Below are 23095 nucleotides of genomic sequence, written 5' to 3' on the forward strand. Positions count from 1 at the left end.
TTCTTGGCTGGAGCAGCAGCCTTCTTGGCTGGAGCAGCAGCCTTCTTGGCTGGAGCAGCGGCCTTTTTGGCTGGAGCAGCGGCCTTTTTGGCTGGAGCGGCGGCCTTCTTGGCTGGAGCGGCAGCCTTCTTGGCTGGAGCGGCGGCCTTCTTGGCTGGAGCAGCAGCCTTCTTGGCTGGAGCGGCGGCCTTCTTGGCTGGTGCAGCCTTAGCAGCAGGTTTTTTAACAGTTGCCATGTCTATCTCCTTCATCGGTATGCAAAGAGCACTTCACGCAAATCATTGTGCGTCAAGCGATCCATGGTGTTGGGCGGATTCCCAGCACCATGAACGAGGGTCACAAAAACTTTGCCGCAAACAGCGGGTTCAGAATCTTGTGAAAAATGGAGCGTCATGGGCAGCCGTTATTCCCAGGACAATGCGCCGCCGGATTGGTACTCAATGACCCGGGTCTCAAAGAAGTTGCGTTCTTTCTTCAGATCGATCATTTCGCTCATCCAGGGGAACGGATTCTCTTCATTGGGGAACAGCGTCTCCAGTCCGATTTGAGTTGCACGACGGTTGGCGATGTAGCGCAGGTAACCCTTGAACATGGAGGCGTTCATGCCAAGCACGCCGCGTGGCATGGTGTCTTCGGCGTAGCGGTATTCCAGTTCCACCGCAGTCTCAAACAAGGCCTTGATCTCGGCCTTGAATTCTGCTGTCCAGAGTTGTGGATTTTCCAGCTTGAGCTGGTTGATCAGATCAATACCAAAATTGCAGTGCATCGACTCATCGCGCAGGATGTACTGGTATTGCTCGGCCGCCCCAGTCATCTTGTTTTGACGACCAAGCGCCAGAATTTGCGTGAAGCCGACGTAAAAGAACAGGCCTTCCATCAGGCAGGCAAAAACGATCAATGATTTGAGCAGCGTCTGGTCAGCCTCGGGCGTGCCAGTCTTGAACTGCGGGTCCATGATGGCTTCGATGAAGGGAATCAAAAACTGGTCTTTGTCGCGGATCGACTTGATTTCGTTGTAGGCACTGAATATTTCGCTTTCATCCAGGCCGAGCGACTCCACAATGTACTGGTAAGCATGCGTGTGGATGGCTTCTTCAAAAGCCTGGCGCAACAGGAACTGGCGACATTCCGGCGCGGTGATATGCCGGTAGGTGCCAAGCACGATGTTATTGGCGGCCAGTGAGTCCGCAGTGACAAAAAAACCGAGGTTGCGCTTGATGATTCGGCGTTCGTCTTCGGTCAGGCCATTGGGGTCTTTCCACAGGGCGATGTCACGCGTCATGTTGACTTCCTGGGGCATCCAGTGGTTGGCACAACTCGACAGGTATTTCTCCCAGGCCCACTTGTACTTGAATGGCACCAGCTGATTGACATCGGTCTTGCCATTGATGATGCGTTTGTCGTCTGCGTTGACCCGTCTTATGGGGCTTGCTGCAGCGGTCACCATTGACGTCAGTGGGCGCATGGCGGAAGGTGCGTCAGCAATAGCAATTGACGTTTCAATTCGCATTGCAAAAGAGGCGGAAGAATGCTCTGCCATCAGCCGGTCTGTGCGGCTGGGAGAGGGGGGCAAACTGGCAGTAGGTGTGACTTCTTCGTCCCAGGACAACATAGTGGTTTCCAATGCGTGAATTATGAGATCTAGCGTAAAAAATAGAAAGAACTTTGGCTGCGTTGCAGACGCATGCGCGCTGTACTGTGGCGTGCCCGCATCGCATGTGTTGAAGGCATGCCTTGCTTACTGGCAGGACTCGCAAGTGGGGTCGTCAACGCCACAAAATTTGACGTCGGTGGCGGGACCGGATGCCAACTGCTGGCGAGCCGCTGCCGCCGCTGCTTCAAGCGCACTCACGCTGCCTTGACCCGTGTTTTCGCCGCCTGATGACACGGCATTTAAACGCCCCGCAGTCACTGTAGATTTTTCAGCGTGCGTGGCCGACTGGGTGCGCAGGTAATAGGTGGTTTTGAGGCCGCGAACCCAGGCCAGCTTGTAGGTGTCGTCGAGCTTTTTACCAGAGGCGCCGGCCATGTAGATGTTGAGTGACTGCGCCTGATCAATCCATTTCTGGCGGCGCGCCGCGGCTTCCACGAGCCAGCGCGTTTCCACTTCAAAGGCGGTGGCATAAAGCGACTTGATCTCCTCTGGCACGCGGTCAATCGGGGCGAGTGATCCATCAAAGTGCTTGAGGTCCATCACCATCACGTCATCCCAAAGACCCAGACGTTTCAGGTCGCGCACCAGATAGCTGTTGATGATGGTGAACTCGCCCGACAAATTGGACTTGACCGACAGGTTGCCAAAGCAGGGCTCAATGGATGCGTCGACCCCGATGATGTTGGAAATGGTGGCGGTGGGCGCAATCGCCACACAGTTGGAATTGCGCATCCCATGTTGGGCAATTTTTTGCCGCAGCGCATCCCAGTTCAGGGTACTGGAGCGGTCGACATCAACATAGCCTCCGCGCTCGCTTGCCAGCCGGTCAAGCGTGTCGATCGGCAGGATGCCCTGGTCCCACAGCGAGCCCTTGTAGCTGGAATACTGTCCGCGCTCACGTGCCAATTCGGTTGATGCCTGGTAAGCGTAATAACAAATGGCTTCCATGGATTCGTCGGCAAACTGCACCGCTGCATCGCTGGCGTAGGGCAGGCGCAGTTCGTACAGGCAGTCCTGAAAGCCCATCAGGCCGAGGCCCACCGGGCGATGCCGCAGGTTGGAGTCACGCGCCTTTTTGACCGCGTAGTAGTTGATGTCGATCACGTTGTCGAGCATGCGCATGGCGGTGGTGATCGTTTTTTGCAGCTTGGCGTGATCGATTGCGCCTTCTTTCAAATGCTGCAGCAAATTGACCGAGCCCAGGTTGCAGACCGCGGTTTCGGTGTTGCTGGTGTTGAGCGTGATCTCGGTGCACAGGTTGCTCGAGTGCACCACGCCCACATGTTGCTGTGGTGAGCGGATGTTGCAGGCGTCCTTGAACGTGATCCAGGGGTGGCCGGTTTCGAACAGCATGGTCAGCATCTTGCGCCACAGATCACTGGCCTGCACCGTGCGGCAAGGCTTGATTTCGCCGCGCGCCGCTTTCTCTTCGTAGGCCACGTAAGCCTGCTCGAACGCGATGCCAAACTTGTCGTGCAGGTCGGGCACGTTGTTGGGCGAGAACAGCGTCCATTGGCCTTTTTCCATCACGCGGCGCATGAACAGGTCGGGGATCCAGTTGGCGGTGTTCATGTCGTGTGTGCGTCGGCGGTCGTCGCCGGTGTTCTTGCGCAGTTCCAGAAACTCCTCGATATCGAGGTGCCAGGTTTCCAGGTAGGTGCAGACCGCGCCCTTGCGCTTGCCGCCCTGGTTCACGGCCACAGCCGTGTCGTTGACCACCTTCAGGAAAGGCACCACGCCCTGGGATTCACCGTTGGTGCCCTTGATGTGGCTGCCCAGAGCACGCACGCGGGTCCAGTCGTTGCCCAGGCCGCCGGCAAATTTGGACAGCAGGGCGTTTTCCTTGATCGCCTCGTAGATACCGTCGAGGTCGTCGGGCACCGTGGTCAGGTAACAACTCGAGAGTTGCGAGCGCAAGCTGCCGCTGTTGAACAGGGTGGGTGTGGACGACATGAAGTCAAAAGAGGACAGCACTTCATAGAACTCGATGGCACGCGCTTCGCGCTCGATCTCGTTGAGCGACAAGCCCATCGCCACACGCATGAAGAAGGCTTGCGGCAATTCGATGCGCTGCTTGCCAATGTGCAAAAAGTAACGGTCATATAGGGTTTGCAGGCCCAGGTAATCAAATTGCAGATCCCGCTCGGCCTTGAGTGCGCCGGCGAGTCGCGCCAGGTCAAACTGCTGAAGCCTTTCATCGAGCAGTTCGTTCTCGACGCCGCGTTTGATGAACTGCGGAAAGTAGTCCGCGTAGGCTTGGGGCATGTCGGCCTGTGCCACGTCTTCGCCCAGAATTTCCTTGGCGATGGTGTGAAACAGCAGGCGTGCCGCGGCGTAAGTGTAATCCGGGTCCTTTTCAATCAAGGTACGGGCCGCCAGCACCGAGGCCTTGTAAACCTCGTCCATGGGCACGCCGTCATAGAGGTTGCGCAGCGTCTCGGCCATGATCGGCTCGGGCTTGATATCAGCACCCAGGCCGCTGCAGGCATCATTGATGATGCCTTGCAAGCGCGCCAGATCCAGCACCACGCGCTGGCCCTTGTCGACGGCGTGCAGCAGCGGTGCCGCCGGCGCTTGTTGAGCCACTTTCTGGGCGCGCTCCTGGGTGCGCTTTTCGCGGTACAGCACATAGGCACGGGCAATCTCATGGTGCCCCTCGCGCATCAAGCCCAACTCAACCTGATCCTGCACATCTTCAATGTGAAAAGTGCCGCCGGCCGGTCGTGAACGCACCAGGGCTTTGATCACCACCTGGGTGAGGGTCTCGACGGTTTCGCGCACGCTGGCTGATGCCGCACCCTGGGTGCCATGCACAGCCAAAAAGGCCTTCATCATGGCCACGGCAATCTTGCTGGGCTCAAACGGCACCACGGCGCCGTTGCGCCGGATGATCTGGTATTGGCTCATTGCCGCAGTGGCGGGCGCAGAAGATTCGCCTGATGCTGACCTGGTGGTCATGTTGGTGTAATGTGAACTGGAAGTGGGTTGGGCAGTTTGCATGGCATCCTCTCGTGAAACTGGTGGAGAAATCGGAGGTGAGGTGGCTAAAAATGCGGCTCACACGCTAATGGTGCCGAAGCTTAACACTATATCTAGGGTTGTAAACCTGCTTTGACACTACCCGTAGTGTTTTGAAGGGCCGGACGGGTTTTTGCCGAGAGGTTGCGATTCTCAGGATTTGATAGCGATTGACGCGCGTCTGAGCTTGTGTCCTGCCACTTCTTTGGTGCGTGAACGTGTCAGTTCAGCGGCCTTTTGCATCAGTTTGAGAGCCTGCAACCGCGGGTAAATACCGAGCCTCAAGCCCTAAAGTATTTTGCAACCGCAGCCAGTCAAAACCAGCGCCAGGGTCGGCCTTGCGGCCTGGGGCAATGTGCTCGTGTCCTGCCAGGAAGGCGATGGGGTAGCGTTGCATCAGCGCGGCGCACACGCTCTGAAGGCATTCATACTGTGCATCCTCGAACAAATCGCCCTCAAGACCTTCCAGTTCAATGCCGATGCTGTCGTCATTGCAGTTGCTGCGGCCACGGTAGCTGGAGGTGCCAGCGTGCCAGGCGCGCTCATCGCAGCTAACCAACTGCCAGAGTTCGCCGTTGCGCCGGATGAAGAAATGCGCCGATACCTGCAGGCCTTTGATTTGACTGAAATAGGGGTGCGCTTGCCAGTCCAACTGGTTGCTGAAAAACTGCTGCACTTGTGGTCCCCCATACTGGCCTGGTGGCAGGCTGATGGAGTGAAGCACAAGCAGATCAATGTTCGCCCGCGGCGGGCGTGGGCCAAAGTTGGGTGAGGCCAGGTGCGCAGCAAAACGGTACCAGCCCCGAGACCAAAGCGTGTCCGGGCGCAGATCTGTTGTCGGGCCTTCAGTCGGAGGTAACAACGGGGTCATCCAGATTGGGCAAATCGATGCGCAGCCGGGCAATGCGGTAACGCATCTGGCGCAGACTCAAGCCTAGGCGTGTGGCAGCGGCCGTGCGATTGAAGTCGGTGGCTTGCAGGGCGCGGCTCAAAATGTTGCGCTCCAGTTCGTCAAGGTACTGTTGCAGGTCACCTGGAATCGCTTCTGGTTTTGCATGCGAAGGCGTGCTGTCGGCGCCCTGAGGCGAGTTGGTGTGCGACCATTTCGGCGCTTCAAACTGCAGGCTTATGCCGTCACCGAGTGCCACTGCCCGGTGCAGCAGGTTCTCAAGCTCGCGCACATTTCCGGCCAAGGGCAAGTCAGACAGTTGTTTCAATGCATCAGCCTGCAGCACCGGTGTGGCGATGCCAGCTTCATCTGCAATCCGGTGCAGCAGGGCGTTGCACAACTCCGGCAAATCTTCAGTGCGCTCGCGCAAAGGCGCAATCACCATGTCAATGACATTCAAACGGTAAAAAAGGTCTTGCCGGAAATCACCTTTTTGCACCTCTTCCGCCAGTATTTTGTGGGTGGCGCTGACGATGCGAACATCCACGATGTCCTCTTGCGTGGAGCCCAGGGGGCGTACCCGGCGCTCCTGAATGGCGCGCAGCAATTTCGATTGCATCGGCAAGGGCAAGTCGCCAATCTCATCAAGAAACAGCGTGCCCCCGCTGGCGGCCTGAAAGAACCCCTCGCGGTCAACCTGCGCGCCGGTGTAAGCCCCTTTCTTGGCACCAAAAAACTCGGCTTCCAGCAAGGCTTCGGGGATGGCGCTGCAATTGACGGCCACCCAGGGGCCCTTGGCGCGGTGACTGTTGGCATGGATGGCGTAAGCCACCAGTTCCTTGCCGGTACCCGACTCGCCGGTGACCAGCACCGGGGCCATGCTGGTGGCGACTTTGAGGATACGGTCCTTGATCTGGCACATGCATGCCGACTTGCCCACCAGGCGGTCCAACGCCCGCTGACCCAGCGCGCCTGCACCCGCCTGCCTGCTGGACAGTGCAGCCTGCATGGCCAAGGCGGGTGTCACGGGCGAACTCACTGCTGAAGCAATGACGCGGCGAAACTGCTTCAGGTCAACTGGCTTGGTAAGGTAATCAAAAGCCCCTCCCTTGAGGGCCTCGACCGCATTTTCGGCCGAACCATAGGCGGTGATCACCACGCAGCGTTCGCTGCGTTGATCCGCCTTGAGTTCTGTGATCAGGGACAGCCCGACACCATCAGGCAGCCGCATGTCGGTGATGAGCACGTCAAAACCACGCTCGGCCAGCAGTTGACGCGCCTGCTGCAAGTCGCCCGCGGTGGCCACTTGGTAGCCTTCGCGCAACAGCGTCAGCTCGTACAGCGTGCGCAGGTCAGGCTCATCGTCAACAACCAGGATGTGAGCGTCAGAATTGGAACTGGTCATGGCGCGGGTGCGGCTTGGCTGCTGCTGGACGGGTTACTGGGGGGCTGGGTGCAGAACATCACGCTGAATTCGTTGCCTGGTTGTATTTTTTCACCGAAAGTCCGATTGTTGCGGTCATAGGCAATGCTGGCACCGTGACTCTCGCACAGTTCCCGGCAAATATAAAGCCCCAGGCCGCTGGAGCGACTCTCGGACGAAAAAAAAGGCTCGAACAAATGCTGCTCAACGGATGGATTCAGCGGCTCACCATCGCTCCAGACCCGCAGGCAAAGGCTGGTGGTGGCGTCAGCGCCGCCACACGAATCAAGGCTGATTTGAATCGGCTCGGGTTGAGCTCTGGAATAGCGCTGGGCGTTGTCCAGCAGGTTGATGAGAATGCGGCGCAGGTGTTCGGCGTCGAACCAGACCCAGGCCATGCGATTGGGGATTTGCAGCGCAATGTCGGATTGGTTGGCGACCTGGCTCTGCCAGTCCCGGCAAATTCGGGGCAACGCCGCGGTCAGGTCAAGCGCTTGAGTCTGGGTATCCTGGTTTGAGTTGGTTCGTTGGGCAACATGCAGGATGTCGTGCACGGTTTTCTCAAGCCGCTGTGCGTTTTGCTGGACCAGTCGTGCCAGTTGCTGCTGTTCGGGGTCTGAAATATCTTCGGACAACAGCGCATTGGCCTGCACAATGGCCGCCAAAGGGTTGCGAATTTCATGGGCGATTGCGGCTGACATGCGCCCCATGCTGGCAAACTTCTCTGTGCGAATGCGTGCCTGCAGCTCCCGTTGATCCTGCAAAAAAACCACGCACATGCCCTGTGCGTCCGGATTCAGCTGCGCCGTCAGTTGGGTGCGCGCTGCCATCATCCGTGCGCCTTGGCCTGGGTGCTGAATGCTAATTTCCTGGTGTTGGGCGCGATGCGTGGCAAAGGTTTCATCGATCAGTTGGCGCAAACCCTGCCAAACGGGTGCACCAGCCAGGTTCAAGGGTTGATCCTGGGGGTCTCGGGGGGCGCGCAGTTGTTTTTGGGCAGCAGGGTTGGCTGAGCGAACCTGATGCTGCGCATCGACCACCAGCACACCTTCACCCAGGGTCTCGATGATGAGTTCATTGACTTGCCACTGCACGGCAGCAGCCAGTTGGCTGCGCTGCGCTTTCAACTCAACATTGGCCAACCGGGTCACCATTTGCCGTGCAACCAGCGAAACTGCAAAACAGCCAGCGCCTGTCAAGGCCGCCTGTGAAAAATGCGCACTGGCGTTCCATGGTGCCTGCAGTGACAGCCATCCTGCGTAGCCAAAAAGCAGCAGAGTCACGCCGGCGGCGCTGGCCATGGCCATCAAATGCGACCCCAGGATGGAGGCCATCAACACCGGCAAGGCAAATAGCGGGGTGTAGTTGATGCTGCTGTCCTGCAGGGTCTGAAGTGCCGCAAATGCAAGCAAATCAACGCCCACAACGCGCAGCCATGACTCGTTGAAGTGGGGGCCCAGCCGGGGTGCAGTCACGACGCGCTCAGCCAGTGTGGCCATCAGGTAAGCGGCGCAGATCAACAGGGAAATCAGGCTGGGTGAGGGCGTGGTCAGCAGATAGAGTCCGGTTTGCAATGCCAACAGCACCCCACCCAGGGCAGCGCGGGCGGTCATGAAGCCGCGCCACAAGCGTTCAAACTCGTCGGCGGGTGGGTCGAGATCGGGGTGCGTTTCTGGCTTATTCAGGCCAAGCCAGGTGGATGCCCGCGCGGCCAGCATCGCTCAGGGTTCCGATTGATGCAGGTGCTCCAGGCAGCAATAGCTGCCGTGTTTGCCCTGAATTGCTTCTGCATTTGGAATGTGCACTGTGCAATGGCTGCACGCCACAGTGTCCAGTGCGGGTGGCGGCTGGACCGGCGGTGGCGGGGCGCGTTTGCTCAAGGCGGCTGCGCGGCTGCGCCACAGCCAGACCCCGGCAAGAACCAGCACCAGGAGCAGCAAGCCTCTCACGGCGTTTGCCTCAGCACGACTTCCATGACAAAACGGGAGCCGACATAACCCAGCAGCAGCAGTCCTGAGCCGGTGTAAAGAAACCGCACAGCACGTTTGCCACGCCAGCCAAAACGGGCTCGCCCAACGATCAGCACGGCAAAGGTGAGCCAAGACAGCACCGAAAAAATCGTCTTGTGATCCCACTTGATGGCGTGGCTGGTGCCGTACAACTGGTTACCAAAGAAAAAACCGGCCAGAAGGGTTGCTGTCAGCAGGGCGAACCCCAAGTTGACAAAGCGAAAGGTCAGTCGCTCCAGGGTCAGCAGCGGCAACTCGCCATTGGCGTTGGCGGCCAACCGCATGCGTGACTCGGCACGCGTCATAAGCCAGGCATGGACGCCGGCGATGGCAAACAGCCCGTAGGAAGCAATCCCAAGAGCCCAATGCAGTGGCAGCCAGGCCGAGGCGCTGACATGCAGGGTGTTGCCAGGGAAGATCAAGGCCAGCAGCACGGCAGCCGAGCCAGCGCCCGATAGTAGCCAAGGTGTCTTGAGTTGCGGAAAAACATGGGACTCGACGGCATACACCAGCCCCACCAGCCAGACGGTGACGGACAGCGCCGGCGCGAAACCAAAGCGCGGCTCACTGCCCCACAGCCCCCAGGCCAGCAACAGGCCATGCAGGCACCACGCCAACCAGACTGCTACCCGGGGCAAGGTCTGGCCGAGGATGCGTGCAGCCCCTGCAGCTGACGCGGCATAGGCGATTGAAGCGCCCAAGGCCAAGGTCAAAGTGATGGGTGTGGCACTGGCTAAAATCATGATTGCAGTTTACCGTTTTGTATCCTGTCTTTCCATCCTTGCCGTTAACTCAGGTTCCGTTTGCCGGAAAAACATCACATGGCCTCCGCTCTCACCGACAAGCTTTCCCGCCTGGTTAAAGAAATACGCGGCCAGGCCCGCATCACCGAGGGCAATGTGGCTGACATGTTGCGCGAAGTGCGCATGGCGCTGCTCGAGGCCGACGTGGCGCTGCCGGTGGTGCGCGACTTCATTGCCCGCGTCAAGGACAAGGCACTCGGGCAGGATGTGCTGGGCTCGCTCACACCAGGGCAGGCCCTGGTCAGTATTGTCAACAAGGAGCTTGCCGCCACCATGGGCGACGGCGTGGCTGACATCAACCTGGCGGCACAGCCGCCCGCGGTGATCCTGATGGCGGGTTTGCAGGGCGCGGGCAAAACCACCACCACGGCAAAGCTGGCCAAACATTTGATTGAGAAGCGCAACAAGAAGGTGCTCACCGTGTCTGGCGACGTTTACCGCCCGGCCGCCATCGAGCAGCTCAAGACCGTCACCGCCCAGGCCGGCGCCGAGTGGTTCCCCAGCAGCCCCGAGCAAAAGCCGGTGGACATTGCGCTGGCGGCGCTCGACTATGCGCGCAAACATTATTTTGATGTGCTGCTGGTCGACACGGCGGGTCGCCTCGCCATTGATGACGTGCTGATGCGCGAAATCAAGGATTTGCATGCGGCCATCAAGCCGGTGGAAACCCTGTTTGTGGTCGATGCGATGCAGGGCCAGGACGCGATCAACACCGCCAAAGCCTTCAAGGAGGCATTGCCGCTCACCGGCATCATCCTGACCAAGCTCGACGGCGACTCGCGCGGCGGCGCCGCTTTGTCAGTGCGCCAGATCACTGGCGCTCCGATCAAGTTCGCCGGGACCAGTGAGAAACTTGACGGCCTCGAAGTGTTTGACGCTGAGCGCCACGCCGGGCGCATTCTGGGCATGGGCGACATCCTGGCGCTGGTGGAGCAGGTGACGGCGGGGGTGGACATGGCCTCGGCGCAAAAACTCGCGGCCAAGGTCAAAAGCGGCGCCACTTTTGACCTCAATGACTTCTTGAGCCAGATTCAGCAAATGAAGCAAATGGGCGGCTTGAGCAGCCTGATGGACAAGTTGCCGGCCGCCATGGCCGCCAAAGCCGGTCAGATGGACATGGGCAGGGTCGAGAAGGACGTCAAGCGCAAGGAGGGCATCATTCAAAGCATGACGCCGCTGGAGCGGCGCAAGCCCGAACTCATCAAGGCCACGCGCAAACGCCGCATTGCCGCCGGTGCCGGGGTGCAGGTGCAGGAGGTCAACCGCATGCTCAAGGAGTTCGAGCAAATGCAGGACATGATGAAGAAAATGAAGGGCGGCGGCATGATGAAGATGATGAAGCGCATGGGCGGCATGAAAGGCATGCCCAAAATGCCGTTTTAGCCCGCACGGCGCTGCTCCGATCTCAATTTTTCTGCAACACCAGATCGATACGCCGCTGGATGCCCGCTGAGGCGGCGGCATTTCCAGCGGCCTGGTGGTGTTTGAGTTGCACGCCCAGCCAGGCCAGCAAGGGCCGGCGCCAACCCTGGCTGGAGGCGGTTTCGACCGCGAGATCAATGTCAGTGATGGCAAGCGGCTCTCTCTGTAGTAGCGCACCGGCAGCCACCAGGCGCGCCAGCGGGTCTTGAAGTTGATGCAATTCGTCGCGGCCAGGGGGTGACGGCGTGGCGGTGGGGCCGTCATGTTGCTTGGCTGAGGCCTGCGTGTGCCGCACCAAGGCCTGGTATTGCTGCGGTAGCCGTGTGGCCTCAAGGCCGGTCCATGTTCCACGGATGAAGCTGGCGTAGGCTTGCTCTGCAAGGGGTGCGTCCCCAGCCAGTGCCTGGTAACCGGCGCAGGGCGCCAGCTCCAGGCTGGCCACTTGGGTGGCACAGCGCAGCAACTCGATGCGCGCCATCAGGTCAGGGCGACCCGTGCGGGCGATTTCTGTCTTGGCGCGTGCAAATTCGAGGTCGGCCACGCGGGAATTGCCGTTCAGATAAGCCGACGTGTAACGGTCAAGCGCTGCAAACGCCTGGCTTTGCCACTCGGGGGCTGGTGGCCCGCCCGCGCAGCCACTGATCAGCAAGGTGGCAGTTATCAGAAAAAAAGTTTTCATGGCAACTTGATCTCGGTATCCCGGGCAAACGGCCACTTGCGGTTGATCTCGTCGGTGAGTTGGCTCAAGCGGCGCAGACTGGCCTCCACTTCAGCGCGCAAGACTCCCAGGTCGGCGCTGGCCAGGCGCACGTTGGAGCCCACCGCCTGGGCCTCGGCCAGCACGGCATCGACGTTTTTCAGGGTATTTCGGGTGTCGCCCAGCACGCTTTGGAGCTGTTCCAGCGCGGCCCTGCTGCTGGCCAACGTGGCCTGGGTGTTGTCCATCACGCCGCCTTTGTCAAATACCCGTTGCTCGGTTTTGGCCAGCAGGCTGTTGGTGCGCTCGAGCGTTTGAATGATCATTTTGGCGTTGTTATCGCTGCCCATGACACCCGTGAGCACGCCATAGCGGCCGTTCATGCGTTCGGCGGTGGTTTTCAGTTGGCCCAGGCTGGCGTTCAGCGGCGACTCGGCGGCGGTCATGGTTTCCAGGTTTTCCAGCAGCGCCCGGGCCGAGGCGATCAGGCGTGGCATTTCGGCCGAGGTGTCGCCGCGCAGCAGCGTCCTCTCCGAGCCGGGCGGCAACGGCGGGTCACTCATGATGCCGCTGTAGGCACGGATGCGAGTGTCTCCCATCATGCCGCGCTCCAGCGTAAAAATGCTGGAAGTGCGCAACCAGTGGGCATCCTTGTGCGGCACATCGACCACCATGCGCGCCATGCCATCGGCTGCAAGCTCGATGCGGCGCACGCGCCCAATGGGAAAGCCTGAAAACGTCAGGTCCATGCCGACGATCACGCCCTCGGAGTCGTCCGAGATCAGTACCAACTGCTGGGTGCTCTCAAAGACGCCACGGGCCACCATCACGTACAGCACAAAGCCGGCGACCAGGCCGGCAATCAGCAACAGCAGCCAGTTGGCTCGGCGCTCGATGTGGCGCAGTGCCGGAGTCGTGTCGGAGGGTGGGTTGGGTGTCATGGGTCAGGCTTGGGTTGTGTCAGATGTATTTGACGGCCAATGAAATGGCCTCAAGCAAAAACAGGACCAGAAGCAGGCGCACGGCGCCGGGCTGAATGGTATCGGTGGCGCGTTTTTGCGTGGCTTCCAGGCTGGCGGCCAGCGGCACCACGGCGACCGCCAGACTGAAAAACAGGGTCTTCAGGACAAAGCCCAGGCTCACGGGAAGATCGAACACCTGGCCCACGGTGCGGGTAAAACCGGCCAGGCCCCACGGTGAAAAGCCATACACCGTAAGGTAGGCCAGCACCAGAACGACCACGCTGCTGAGCGTGGCCAGCGCCAGGACCGCGAAGGCATCGGCCAGCACGCGGGGTGCCAAATGGGTCTGCAAATGAACCAGATCGAATGTCCCCCGAACTGCAGGCGGCTGGCCTGGCCCGTCTGCCACTCCGGCGTTGAATGCCATGCCAGCGCGCAAGGCCACAAACAGGGCGGCACAGACGGGAATAAGCTCCAGCACCAGCACCCGAACCACCATTTGCAGGGCATATTGCGACAAGCCATAGCTCAGGGCGGTTACCACCACAATGCGAATCACCACCAGACTCAACAGGGCAGCAAGGGCGGTGAACCAGGACATCACCTGCCAGGTGCTGGTGTAAATGTGCTGTGCCGTGCGGCGGCGAAATTCCGGCGTGTAGCTGCTCGGGCTGAGCGCCAGCACCAGCACCACCGCGCCCACATGCAGCATGTGCCGCCAACTGCGCGCATGGCGCAGCAGCGCGTGCAGCAAAGTGCTGCGACGTTCAGGCAGGGCAGGACTGGCGTGCATGGCGTGATGATAATGAAATCAACGCCCCGGGAAACTTCACGGCGATGCTGCGTTGATCCCGTGCAAAATTGGCCTATGCCGCAGTCGCCCCTCACCGCAACAGTCAAGCCCCTGACCGGACCGCAAAAGGCCCTGCGCAAGCTCGGGCTGGTGCGGCCCATTGACCTTGCGCTGCATTTGCCGCTGCGTTATGAGGATGAAACGCGACTGGTCAAACTGCGAGATGTGAGGGAAGGCGATGTGGCGCAGGTCGAGGGCCGGGTGACCCATGCCGAGGTCAAGCTCGGTGGCCACCGGCAACTGCTGGTGACGCTGGATGACGGCTCGGGCACCTGCCTGCTGCGTTTCTTCACCTTTTATCCGTCCCAGCAAAAGGCGCTGACGGTGGGCAACCAGATCCGGGTGCGCGGTGAGGTTCGCGGCGGCTTTGCCGGGTTGACCATGATGCACCCGGTGGTCAAGGCCGCCGGCGGTGAACTGGCAACGGCCCTGACCCCGGTGTATCCGACCGTGGCAGGTCTGCCCCAAACCTATTTGCGCCGGGCTGTGCAGGCCGGTCTCGCGCGTGCCGAGTTGTCGGACACCGTGCCTTCACAATTCCTGCAAGAGATTGGATTGCATCCATCGTGGAGTCTTCGTCAGGCGCTCTCCTTTTTGCACAACCCGGCGCCCGATGTGTCGCTGGAGACGCTGCAGGAACACAGTCACCCGGCCTGGCAACGGCTCAAGGCTGAAGAGTTTCTGGCGCAACAACTCTCGCAACTGCAATCGCGGCGCGCCCGCGCCCGGCTGCGCGCGCCGATGCTGGCGGAGGCGGGGTCTCCGGGCGTATTCGAGCGCCTGCTGGCTGCCCTGCCATTCCAGCTCACTGTGGCACAGCAGCGCGTCGTGGCCGAGATTGCCCGGGATATCGGACGCCCGGTGCCGATGCACCGGCTGTTGCAGGGCGATGTTGGTGCCGGCAAAACCGTGGTCGCCGCGCTGGCCGCAGCACAGTGCATCGATGCCGGCTGGCAGTGCGCGCTGATGGCGCCCACCGAGATTCTGGCCACCCAGCACTTCGCCAAGTTGGTGAGCTGGTTGCAGCCCCTGGGCATGACTGTGGCCTGGTTGACGGGAAGCCAGAAAGCCAGGGAACGGCGTGACATGCTGGCGCTGATTGCCAGCGGCCAGGCCGCGCTGGTGGTGGGCACCCATGCGCTGATTCAGGACAAGGTGCAGTTCCAGAGGCTGGCGCTGGCCATCATCGACGAGCAGCACCGTTTTGGCGTGGCCCAGCGCCTGGCCCTGCGCGGCAAGCTGGGCAGCCAGCAGTTGGAGCCCCATCTGCTGATGATGACGGCAACGCCCATCCCTCGAACTTTGGCCATGAGTTACTACGCCGATCTGGATGTTTCCACCATCGACGAACTGCCGCCCGGGCGCACGCCCATCGTCACCAAAGTGGTCCATGACGCGCGCCGCGACGAGGTGATTGCCCGCATCGGTGCCCAACTGGCGCAGGGGCGGCAAATTTACTGGGTCTGCCCGCTGATTGAAGAAAGCGAGGCGCTGGACCTGACCAACGCCACGGAAACCCACGCGCAATTAAGCGCCGCCCTGCCTGGCGTGATGGTGGGCTTGCTGCATTCGCGCATGCCGGTGGCCGAGAAAAAGGCGGTGATGAGCCTGTTTGTGGGCGGTCAACTGGGCGTGCTGGTCAGCACCACGGTGATTGAGGTGGGCGTGGATGTTCCCAATGCGTCACTGATGGTGATCGAGCACGCCGAGCGCTTTGGCCTGAGCCAGTTGCACCAGTTGCGCGGCCGGGTGGGGCGTGGCGCGGCGGCGTCCGCCTGTGTGCTGCTGTACGCCACCGGGGACGCACCGCGCCTGGGTGAGACGGCGCGCGAGCGGCTCAAGGCCATGGCGCAATCCAATGACGGCTTTGAGATTGCCCGGCGCGACCTGGAGATACGCGGCCCCGGTGAATTCATGGGCGCGCGCCAGTCGGGTGACGCCATGCTGCGATTTGCCGATGTGGTCGAAGACGCTCAACTGCTGGATTGGGCGCGTCGGCTGGCGCCAGTGCTGCTCGACCAGCACCCTGCTTTGGCGGAGCAGCATGTGCAGCGCTGGCTGGGAAGCAAGTCTGACTATTTGAAAGCGTGAACGGGGCAATCGAGCGGGCTGGCAACGGGAAAGGTCTATTGGTAATATTCGCGCCGGCGCTGATCCGCAATAAATTCTTCCAGGTCGGGGTCCATCGCATTGCGTGACGACACGATGCCAATGGCATGGCCATCTTCAACCACGGGAACATGCCTGAAGCCGTTTTCCTGCATGATCACCAGCGCATGACCGTAACACTCGTTTGGACTGAGTGTTTTGGGGTTGGCAGTCATGACTTCGCTCAAGAGGGTTTTGTTCGGGTCGAGCCCCGGGGCGATGACACGAAACACCACATCGCGTTCTGTAAAGATGCCAACCAGTTGATGGCCTTCAACCACCAGCACGGCACCCGCATTCTTGGTTGCCATCAATCGCGCGGCCTGGCTGACCGACACTTGCGGTTTGGCGATGATCAATTTTTTGCGTTCCATAACGCTTCGGATGGGTAAATCAAACATGGCAATCCTCCAGATTGTGAATGCTAGCGGCAAGGTGACTGACTTGATTGATGCAAATCAACCTCACGCTGAATGGCGCGTATGCTCCAGTGTCCATGCGAAAACTGACTCAAGCCCCAAACCTGGCCATTGCCACCCTGTGGGTTGATGCGCTCAAGGGGGAGGGTGTTGCCGCCAGCGTGCAGCGCCAGTATCTTGGCAGCGCAGCCGGCGAACTGCCTCCTGACCAGTGCCTGCCTGAAGTGTGGATTCAGGACGATGCCCAGGAAGCCCGGGCGCGAGAACTGCTGCACCATCTGCAGCATGTGCCACAACGACGTTGGCAATGCGTCTGCGGCGAATTGGTCGAGGGTGGTTTCGAGCAATGCTGGGCATGCGGCGCGTGGATGCCGCGCTGATCAATGATGAATCCGTCACGCTCTGGGAGAAAATAGCGCCATGACCCTGACTGAACTCAAATACATCGTCGCCGTCGCGCGTGAGCGGCATTTTGGCAAGGCGGCGGAAGCCTGCTTTGTGTCGCAACCCACCTTGTCCGTGGCTGTCAAAAAGCTCGAAGAAGAGTTGGACGTGAAGCTTTTTGAACGCAGCGCCAACGAGGTGACCGTCACACCGCTGGGCGAGGAAATCGTGCGCCAGGCGCAAAGTGTGCTGGAGCAGTCTGCCGCCATCAAGGAAATTGCCAAGCGTGGCAAGGACCCGCTGGGCGGGCCGCTGACTTTGGGAATCATCTACACCATTGGTCCCTATTTGTTGCCTGACCTGGTGCGCCAGATGATTGCCCACACCCCGCAAATGCCCCTGATGTTGCAGGAAAACTTCACCGTCAAGCTGCTGGAGATGCTGCGTACCGGCGAAATTGACTGCGCCATACTGGCCGAGCCATTTCCGGATGCCGGTCTGGCGATTGCGCCCTTGTACGACGAACCCTTCATGGCCGCCGTGCCCTACAACCATCCACTGGCAGCCCAGTCTGAAGTGACCAGCGAAGTGCTGAAAAACGAGACCATGCTGTTACTCGGCAGTGGCCATTGCTTTCGCGATCATGTGCTGCAGGTGTGCCCCGAGTTTGCCCGGTTTTCCAGCAACACCGAGGGCATTCGCAAGAGTTTTGAGGGCTCATCGCTGGAAACCATCAAGCACATGGTGGCTGCCGGCATGGGAGTGACACTGGTGCCGCGCCTGAGTGTGCCCAAGGAGGCCTTTTCCACCAAGCCCAAGCTCAAGCGCGATGAAGATGCCTATGTGAAATATCTCAGAATCGCCGACAAGTCGGGGGGGGAGCCACCCACGCGCCGCGTGGTGCTGGCCTGGCGGCGCAGTTTCACCCGCTACGAGGCCATTGCGGCACTGCGCAACGCCATTTACGCCTGCGAGTTGCCGGGCGTGAAGCGTTTGTCCTGAGTCCTGGCGGTTGCCCCGCAGGGGGTTGATGCGATGCATGCTGCCCAAGCTGGGTAAGTAAATAAAAGGAACCATAGATGCGTTGGCGTAAGAAGATGGATTTGTATCTGGCTCTGATCCGCTGGGATCGACCCGCCGGCTGGTTGCTGCTGCTGTGGCCCACATTGGCCGCGCTGTGGGTGGCTGCAGGCGGCTTTCCGGGCTGGCATTTGCTGGCCGTCTTTGTGTTGGGCACGATTTTGATGCGCAGCGCAGGCTGCTGCATCAACGACGTGGCCGACCGGAACTTTGACAAACACGTCAAGCGCACAGCGGGGCGACCGGTGACCACGGGCGCGCTGTCGGTGAAGGAGGCTTTGGGCGCGGGTGCGCTGCTGGCGCTGCTGGCTTTTGCGCTGGTGCTCACCACCAACGCCCTCACGATAGGCTTGTCAGGCGCCGCGCTGGCGGTCACTTTGGCCTACCCTTACGCCAAGCGCTATGTGTCGATGCCGCAAGCCGTGCTCGGCGTGGCCTTTGGCATGGGCATCCCCATGGCATTTGCCGCGGTGCGGGGTGACTTGCCACTGTTGGCCTGGGTGCTGATGCTGGGGAACCTGTTCTGGGTGCTGGCCTATGACACCGAGTACGCCATGGTGGATCGTGATGATGATCTGCGTCTGGGCATCAAAACATCTGCCATCACGCTGGGCAAAGGGGACGTGCCCGTGATCCTGTTGTGTTATTTGGCGTTCATCAGTATTTGGGCTCTGGCGCTGATGGGTTTTGTGCAAGGACCGGTGTTCTATTTGGCGATTGTGGTGGCCCTGGCCCAAGTGGCGTGGCACTACACCATGATCCGGTCACGCACCCGTGAGGGATGTTTCAAGGCTTTCAGGCTCAATCACTGGTTGGGTTTTTCGATGTTCGCAGGCATTGCGGGCAGCTACCTTTTTCAGTAGCTGAAGCCCTGCCACGGCCCATCATTTCTGCAATTCATGCACCCGGCTGAGCCCATGGCTGATGCGAGTTGACCGCGTCTTCAGGCTGCACCAAACGCATCGCCGAGTTCCCGGGCGCGCTCGCGGGCAGCGTACATGGCGTCAATGAACAGGGCGCGCATGTCGTTGTCTTCCATGCTCGAAATTGCCGCAAAGGTGGTGCCGCCCTTGGACGTGACGCGCTGGCGCAGCACCTGGGGGGATTCGCTCGAGGCTTTGGCCAAAGCGCTGGCACCGGCAAAGGTGGCGACAGCCAACTGGTGCGCCTGCTCGCGGCTCAGTCCCATCTCAGTGCCCGCCGTGGTCATGGCTTCCATGAAGTAAAACACGTAGGCCGGGCCTGAGCCCGACAGGGCCGTGACCACATCAAGCTTGTCTTCTGCGTCAAGCCAGAGCAGTTCGCCCGTGGTGGACAGGGCTTGTTCGACAAAAGCCTTGTCATTGGCGGTAACACTGGCTCGGGCAAAAAGGCCGGCGATACCCTCGCCAATCAGCGCTGGGGTATTGGGCATGGCGCGCACGATACGTTCACTGCCCAGCCAGGCGGCAATGCTGTCACTGCGGATGCCGGCGGCCACGCTCAGGTGCAAGTGGCCAATGGCGTGTGGTGCGACGGCAAGTGCGGCCTGCTTGAAGGTTTGCGGCTTGACGGCCCAGATCACCAGTGCGGCATCCAGCAAAAATGCACCTGCCTCGGATTTGGCCGTGATGCCAAAACTGGCCTGCAGCTTGTCGCGTGCCTCGGCAAAAGGTTCCACCACGTCAATCAATTCGGGCGGGAGTCCCTGTTTGATCAAGCCACTGATGATGGCGCTGGCCATGTTGCCTCCGCCGATGAATGCGATGCGTTTGCTCATGTATCGAGTACAGGTGTGAATCTGCGCCAATATTGTTGAAAACCGTGAGTCTAATCAAAGTTGATGACCGCTTGCTTTCAAAGCTGGGGCGGCAGCACGGTTTGCCGCACCGCGTGCTCCCAGCGTGCCATGCGCTCCTGTGCGCGCTCTGGCGCCAGGGTAGGAAGAAACCGCCGCTCAGCCTGCCATAACGCGGCAAGTTCAGCGGTGTTTGCGAAAACCCCGGTGGCCAAGCCGGCCAAAAAGGCGGCGCCAAGCGCCGTGGTCTCCGTCACCATGGGACGCACGACCGGGATGCCCAGCAGGTCGGCCTGGAATTGCATCAACAAATCGTTGACGCATGCGCCGCCGTCCACCCGTAACTCGGCCACTGCAACGCCGCCTGCAGCAATGGCATCCCGACTCATGGCTTGCAGCAAGGCGGCGCTTTGAAAGGCAATGCTCTCCAGTGCGGCCCGCGCGATGTGCGCCAGGGTGCTGCCACGGCTCAAGCCGGTGATGGAGCCGCGCGCATCAGGTTTCCAATACGGCGCGCCCAGGCCGGTGAAAGCGGGCACCACCATGACGCCGCCCGTGTCTGGCACGCTCTCAGCAAGCCTCTGCACTTCCGCGCTGCTGGGGATGGCCTGCAAACCATCGCGCAGCCACTGCACCACGGCGCCACCCACAAACACGCTGCCTTCCATGGCAAATTCGGGCTGTTGGGTGGTTTGTGCTGCGCTGGTGGTGATCAGGCCGTTGGCAGAGTTTTGAAAGCGATGCCCAGTGTGCATCAGCATGAAGCATCCCGTGCCGTAGGTATTTTTCACCATGCCGGGTGTAAAGCAGGCCTGCCCAAAAAGGGCGCTTTGCTGATCACCCGCCACGCCACCAATCGGAATGGCGGCACCCAGCAAGTCGGCGCTGACCTCGCCAAACGGCGCACTGGAGGGCTTGATGCCTGGCAAGAGGCTGGCAGAGATATCAAGCGCCTGCAGCAGTTCAGTGTCCCACTGATTGCTGTGCACATTGAACAGCATGGTGCGCGAGGCGTTGCTGACATCGGTGCTGTGCACGCGACCGTGTGTGAGTTGCCAGATCAGCCAGCTGTCGATGGTGCCAAAGGCGAGTTCGCCATCTTCGGCTTGTTGTCGAGCGCCCGGCACCCGGTCCAGAATCCACTTGAGTTTGGTGCCTGAAAAATAGGCATCCACAACCAAGCCGGTTTTGCGCTGAATGCTGGCCGCCATTCCGCGTTTGCGCAGTTCAATGCAGGTGGGCTCGGCGCGCCGGTCCTGCCAAACAATGGCGTTGTAAACCGGCAGGCCCGTCTTGCGGTTCCAAAGCACGGTGGTTTCGCGTTGATTGGTGATGCCCAAGGCGCTTACTTGGCGCGCCGAAATGCCAGCTTTGACCAGCGCCTCGCGTGCGGTGGCCAGTTGGGTGCGCCAAATTTCCAGCGGGTCGTGCTCAACCCAGCCAGGTTGAGGGTAGATTTGGGTGAGCTCCTGCTGGGCCTGGGCCACCACTTGGCCTTGTGTGTTGAAGACAATGCTGCGGGAACTGGAGGTGCCCTGGTCGAGGGCCAGTAAATAGGTCATAGCGATACCTCGTAACGAACCTGGGCTTCAGCCAACAGGGTTGGAAAAGGCTCCGGCGGTGGTGCATCGGTAAACAGGCGGTCGATCTGACTCAGGCGACCCACTTCGACCATGGCGGGTCGGTTGAATTTACTGCTGTCAGCGGCCAGCCAAACCTCTCGTGCGTGCGACAGGATGGTTTGCGATACCTTGACTTCGCGGAAGTCATAGTCGCGCAAGGAGCCGTCAGCTTCAATGCCAGAGATGCCGATGATGGCGATGTCTACCTTGAACTGGCGGATGAAATCCACTGCAGCTTCTCCCACAATGCCCTGGTCTCGGCCCCGTACCACGCCGCCGACCACAATGACTTCGCACTTTGGATTGGCGCTGAGGATGGAGGCGACATTGAGGTTGTTGGTGATCACGCGCAAGCCGCTGTGGTGAAGCAGGGCACGGGCAATCGCCTCGGTGGTGGTGCCAATGTTCAGGATCAATGCGCATTCGTTCGGGACCGCCGCAGCGACTGCCCGCGCGATGCGGTTCTTGCCCTCCGCGTACAGGGTTTCGCGTTGGCGGTGGGCAATATTTTCTATCGTTGAGCCGGGCACCCTGACGCCGCCGTGAAAACGCGTCAACAAGCCCTCGTCGGCCATGCGCTGGACATCGCGGCGGACTGTCTGTAATGTCACACCCAATTTCTCGGCCAGATGTTCGACGGTCACAGAGCCTTGTGCCTGCACTGCTGCCAGCAAGTTGAGTTGTCTTGGGTTGGGTTTCATGTGGATTATTTTGGCTCGATCGACGTGCAGATTGAACTTTAAAACGAATCAAAAGGAATGCCCATAGGGTAAATACCGATGAAAAAGGAAATAGAACGAACAATAATTCGAAGAAATAAGAAATTCATGTGCAGTACCGCACATCAGTAAAGGTTGCAAGATGCATTTGACGCTTGAGGGTATCGGCAAGAAAGTCGGTAGCCAAACTTGGCTCCATAGCATGAGTCTGCAGCCGTGCAGTGGTGCAGTAACGGTCTTGTTGGGCGCTACCCAGGCTGGCAAGACGAGTTTGATGCGCATCATGGCTGGCCTCGACTCGCCCAGCCATGGCGATGTGCAAGTCGATGGCCGCAGCGTGGTGGGTGTGCCGGTGCGCAAGCGCAATGTGTCGATGGTTTACCAGCAGTTCATCAATTATCCCTCCATGACGGTCCGCGAAAACATCGCTTCACCGATGAAGTTGGCTGGCGAAAAAGACATTGCACAGCGCGTGAATGCCTTGGCTGAAAAACTGCATATTGAGATGTTTCTGGACCGTTACCCCGCGGAGCTTTCGGGGGGGCAGCAGCAACGCGTAGCGCTGGCGCGTGCACTGGCGAAAGGCGCCCCCTTGATGCTGCTCGATGAGCCGCTGGTGAATCTGGACTACAAGCTGCGTGAGGAGTTGCGCGACGAGCTCAGTGCCTTGTTTGCCGAGGGCGGCTCAACCGTGATCTATGCCACTACCGAGCCAGGTGAGGCGCTGCTACTGGGGGGCTACACCGCCGTATTGGATCAAGGCGAGCTACTGCAATATGGCCCTACGGCAGAGGTGTTTCACAAACCGAAATCGTTGCGGGTAGCTCGTGCTTTCAGCGATCCGCCGATGAATTTGCTGGCTGCCAGCGCAGTCGCGGCAGGTGTCCATCTGAATGGCGGTCCATTGCTGTCGATGGCTTTGCCCGCAACCTTGTCGGGCAGGTTGACGGTGGGCCTGCGCGCCAGCGCACTGCGGGTGCATTCCCAGGACGGGGACATCGCCTTGCCGGCCAAAGTAGAACTTGCCGAGATTTCGGGATCCGACACGTTTGTGCATGTGGAGTCGCAAGTTGGCGATGTCGTGGCCCAGTTAACGGGTGTCCACTATTTTGAATTGGGTAGCCAGATCAACTTGTACTTAAGTCCGACCCAGGTTTATATTTTTGACGAACAAGGGATGCTTTTGTTGGCGCCCGTGCGCGGCGGAGGGCGCTGA

The 23095-nt window shown here is 60.0% G+C and carries 21 protein-coding genes; 6 read left to right on the forward strand and 15 right to left on the reverse strand.

What is annotated here, in order from left to right; translation table 11 throughout:
* The 8 genes from GPS82_RS05625 to ccsA all read right to left on the reverse strand — a co-directional run.
* Positions 1–251, reverse strand: a 251-nt coding sequence (locus GPS82_RS05625) for a hypothetical protein (protein WP_296491980.1), incomplete at its 3' end; no start/stop codon positions are given.
* Positions 252–403: 152 nt separating this feature from the next.
* On the reverse strand, positions 404–1612 hold the full coding sequence (locus GPS82_RS05630; RefSeq protein WP_296491982.1) for a ribonucleotide-diphosphate reductase subunit beta: 1209 nt from the start codon (positions 1610–1612) through the stop codon (positions 404–406).
* Between the two features lie 126 nt (positions 1613–1738).
* Positions 1739–4654: a ribonucleoside-diphosphate reductase subunit alpha gene (locus GPS82_RS05635; protein WP_296491983.1), complete on the reverse strand. Its 2916-nt coding sequence runs from the start codon at positions 4652–4654 to the stop codon at positions 1739–1741.
* A gap of 244 nt (positions 4655–4898) precedes the next feature.
* Positions 4899–5543, reverse strand: coding sequence for a 1,6-anhydro-N-acetylmuramyl-L-alanine amidase AmpD (gene ampD, locus GPS82_RS05640; RefSeq protein ID WP_296491985.1), 645 nt, complete (start codon positions 5541–5543; stop codon positions 4899–4901).
* Positions 5518–6966, reverse strand: a complete 1449-nt coding sequence (locus tag GPS82_RS05645; RefSeq protein WP_296491988.1) for a sigma-54 dependent transcriptional regulator — start codon at positions 6964–6966, stop codon at positions 5518–5520. The genes ampD and GPS82_RS05645 overlap by 26 nt, the downstream gene beginning before the upstream one ends.
* On the reverse strand, positions 6963–8702 hold the full coding sequence (locus GPS82_RS05650; protein ID WP_296491990.1) for an ATP-binding protein: 1740 nt from the start codon (positions 8700–8702) through the stop codon (positions 6963–6965). Before GPS82_RS05650 ends, GPS82_RS05645 begins: the two co-directional genes overlap by 4 nt.
* A gap of 3 nt (positions 8703–8705) precedes the next feature.
* Positions 8706–8933, reverse strand: coding sequence for a PP0621 family protein (locus tag GPS82_RS05655; protein WP_296491992.1), 228 nt, complete (start codon positions 8931–8933; stop codon positions 8706–8708).
* Positions 8930–9736: a cytochrome c biogenesis protein CcsA gene (gene ccsA / locus GPS82_RS05660; RefSeq protein WP_296491994.1), complete on the reverse strand. Its 807-nt coding sequence runs from the start codon at positions 9734–9736 to the stop codon at positions 8930–8932. The genes GPS82_RS05655 and ccsA overlap by 4 nt, the downstream gene beginning before the upstream one ends.
* 78 nt (positions 9737–9814) lie before the next feature.
* Between ccsA and ffh the strand changes: the two genes are divergently transcribed.
* Positions 9815–11179 (forward strand): signal recognition particle protein, encoded by a 1365-nt coding sequence (gene ffh, locus GPS82_RS05665; RefSeq protein WP_296491996.1) that lies wholly within the window; start codon positions 9815–9817, stop codon positions 11177–11179.
* Between the two features lie 22 nt (positions 11180–11201).
* On the opposite strand, the gene GPS82_RS05670 is transcribed toward ffh, so the two are convergent.
* The 3 genes from GPS82_RS05670 to GPS82_RS05680 are packed head-to-tail and all read right to left on the reverse strand — an operon-like array spanning position 11202 to position 13670.
* Positions 11202–11897: a hypothetical protein gene (locus tag GPS82_RS05670; RefSeq protein WP_296491998.1), complete on the reverse strand. Its 696-nt coding sequence runs from the start codon at positions 11895–11897 to the stop codon at positions 11202–11204.
* Entirely contained in the window at positions 11894–12856 is a 963-nt protein-coding gene (locus tag GPS82_RS05675) for a mammalian cell entry protein (RefSeq protein WP_296492000.1), read from the reverse strand. Before GPS82_RS05675 ends, GPS82_RS05670 begins: the two co-directional genes overlap by 4 nt.
* Positions 12857–12875: 19 nt before the next feature.
* A complete protein-coding gene (locus GPS82_RS05680; protein ID WP_296492002.1) occupies positions 12876–13670 on the reverse strand; it encodes an ABC transporter permease in 795 nt (264 codons plus the stop codon).
* Between GPS82_RS05680 and recG the strand changes: the two genes are divergently transcribed.
* Positions 13608–15821 carry an ATP-dependent DNA helicase RecG gene (gene recG, locus GPS82_RS05685; protein WP_296492005.1) on the forward strand — a complete coding sequence of 738 codons (2214 nt, stop codon included), beginning with the start codon at positions 13608–13610 and terminating at the stop codon, positions 15819–15821. The genes GPS82_RS05680 and recG overlap by 63 nt on opposite strands.
* 35 nt (positions 15822–15856) lie before the next feature.
* Here the strand turns inward: recG and GPS82_RS05690 are convergent, their stop codons facing one another.
* Positions 15857–16279 (reverse strand): CBS domain-containing protein, encoded by a 423-nt coding sequence (locus GPS82_RS05690; RefSeq protein WP_296492008.1) that lies wholly within the window; start codon positions 16277–16279, stop codon positions 15857–15859.
* Between the two features lie 95 nt (positions 16280–16374).
* Here GPS82_RS05690 and GPS82_RS05695 point away from each other — a divergent pair, with 95 nt between their 5' ends.
* From GPS82_RS05695 to ubiA, 3 genes are all read left to right on the forward strand, one after another.
* Entirely contained in the window at positions 16375–16677 is a 303-nt protein-coding gene (locus GPS82_RS05695) for a DUF2007 domain-containing protein (protein ID WP_296492010.1), read from the forward strand.
* A 40-nt stretch (positions 16678–16717) separates the two neighbouring features.
* Positions 16718–17683, forward strand: coding sequence for a LysR substrate-binding domain-containing protein (locus tag GPS82_RS05700; protein ID WP_296492013.1), 966 nt, complete (start codon positions 16718–16720; stop codon positions 17681–17683).
* Positions 17684–17760: 77 nt separating this feature from the next.
* Positions 17761–18624, forward strand: a complete 864-nt coding sequence (gene ubiA / locus GPS82_RS05705; protein ID WP_296492016.1) for a 4-hydroxybenzoate octaprenyltransferase — start codon at positions 17761–17763, stop codon at positions 18622–18624.
* Positions 18625–18704: 80 nt separating this feature from the next.
* On the opposite strand, the gene proC is transcribed toward ubiA, so the two are convergent.
* The 3 genes from proC to GPS82_RS05720 form a co-directional block, all read right to left on the reverse strand.
* Complete coding sequence (gene proC / locus GPS82_RS05710) at positions 18705–19520, reverse strand: pyrroline-5-carboxylate reductase (protein WP_296492019.1); 816 nt, start codon at positions 19518–19520, stop codon at positions 18705–18707.
* A 77-nt stretch (positions 19521–19597) separates the two neighbouring features.
* The gene (gene glpK / locus GPS82_RS05715) at positions 19598–21100 is read right to left on the reverse strand and encodes a glycerol kinase GlpK (protein ID WP_296492022.1); all 1503 of its coding nucleotides are present in this window, start codon (positions 21098–21100) and stop codon (positions 19598–19600) included.
* Complete coding sequence (locus GPS82_RS05720; protein ID WP_296492024.1) at positions 21097–21861, reverse strand: DeoR/GlpR family DNA-binding transcription regulator; 765 nt, start codon at positions 21859–21861, stop codon at positions 21097–21099. The genes glpK and GPS82_RS05720 overlap by 4 nt, the downstream gene beginning before the upstream one ends.
* 160 nt (positions 21862–22021) lie before the next feature.
* On the opposite strand from GPS82_RS05720, the gene GPS82_RS05725 reads away from it, so the two are divergent.
* Positions 22022–23095: an ABC transporter ATP-binding protein gene (locus GPS82_RS05725; RefSeq protein WP_296492027.1), complete on the forward strand. Its 1074-nt coding sequence runs from the start codon at positions 22022–22024 to the stop codon at positions 23093–23095.

Origin of the sequence: Rhodoferax sp., from assembly GCF_011391645.1 — a bacterium.
Lineage (GTDB): Bacteria > Pseudomonadota > Gammaproteobacteria > Burkholderiales > Burkholderiaceae_C > Rhodoferax.

Excerpts from the sequence above, each read along its gene's own strand:
- GPS82_RS05630 (WP_296491982.1), bottom strand. The coding sequence starts at position 1,612 with ATGTTGTCCTGGGACGAAGAAGTCACACCTACTGCCAGTTTGCCCCCC.
- GPS82_RS05650 (WP_296491990.1), bottom strand. The coding sequence starts at position 8,702 with ATGCTGGCCGCGCGGGCATCCACCTGGCTTGGCCTGAATAAGCCAGAA.
- GPS82_RS05725 (WP_296492027.1), top strand. The coding sequence starts at position 22,022 with ATGCATTTGACGCTTGAGGGTATCGGCAAGAAAGTCGGTAGCCAAACT.
- ampD (WP_296491985.1), bottom strand. The coding sequence starts at position 5,543 with ATGACCCCGTTGTTACCTCCGACTGAAGGCCCGACAACAGATCTGCGC.
- proC (WP_296492019.1), bottom strand. The coding sequence starts at position 19,520 with ATGAGCAAACGCATCGCATTCATCGGCGGAGGCAACATGGCCAGCGCC.
- GPS82_RS05720 (WP_296492024.1), bottom strand. The coding sequence starts at position 21,861 with ATGAAACCCAACCCAAGACAACTCAACTTGCTGGCAGCAGTGCAGGCA.
- recG (WP_296492005.1), top strand. The coding sequence starts at position 13,608 with ATGGCGCAGCAGCGCGTGCAGCAAAGTGCTGCGACGTTCAGGCAGGGC.
- GPS82_RS05690 (WP_296492008.1), bottom strand. The coding sequence starts at position 16,279 with ATGTTTGATTTACCCATCCGAAGCGTTATGGAACGCAAAAAATTGATC.
- GPS82_RS05645 (WP_296491988.1), bottom strand. The coding sequence starts at position 6,966 with ATGACCAGTTCCAATTCTGACGCTCACATCCTGGTTGTTGACGATGAG.
- GPS82_RS05700 (WP_296492013.1), top strand. The coding sequence starts at position 16,718 with ATGACCCTGACTGAACTCAAATACATCGTCGCCGTCGCGCGTGAGCGG.
- glpK (WP_296492022.1), bottom strand. The coding sequence starts at position 21,100 with ATGACCTATTTACTGGCCCTCGACCAGGGCACCTCCAGTTCCCGCAGC.
- ubiA (WP_296492016.1), top strand. The coding sequence starts at position 17,761 with ATGCGTTGGCGTAAGAAGATGGATTTGTATCTGGCTCTGATCCGCTGG.
- ccsA (WP_296491994.1), bottom strand. The coding sequence starts at position 9,736 with ATGATTTTAGCCAGTGCCACACCCATCACTTTGACCTTGGCCTTGGGC.
- GPS82_RS05695 (WP_296492010.1), top strand. The coding sequence starts at position 16,375 with ATGCGAAAACTGACTCAAGCCCCAAACCTGGCCATTGCCACCCTGTGG.
- GPS82_RS05635 (WP_296491983.1), bottom strand. The coding sequence starts at position 4,654 with ATGCAAACTGCCCAACCCACTTCCAGTTCACATTACACCAACATGACC.
- GPS82_RS05670 (WP_296491998.1), bottom strand. The coding sequence starts at position 11,897 with ATGAAAACTTTTTTTCTGATAACTGCCACCTTGCTGATCAGTGGCTGC.
- ffh (WP_296491996.1), top strand. The coding sequence starts at position 9,815 with ATGGCCTCCGCTCTCACCGACAAGCTTTCCCGCCTGGTTAAAGAAATA.
- GPS82_RS05680 (WP_296492002.1), bottom strand. The coding sequence starts at position 13,670 with ATGCACGCCAGTCCTGCCCTGCCTGAACGTCGCAGCACTTTGCTGCAC.
- GPS82_RS05675 (WP_296492000.1), bottom strand. The coding sequence starts at position 12,856 with ATGACACCCAACCCACCCTCCGACACGACTCCGGCACTGCGCCACATC.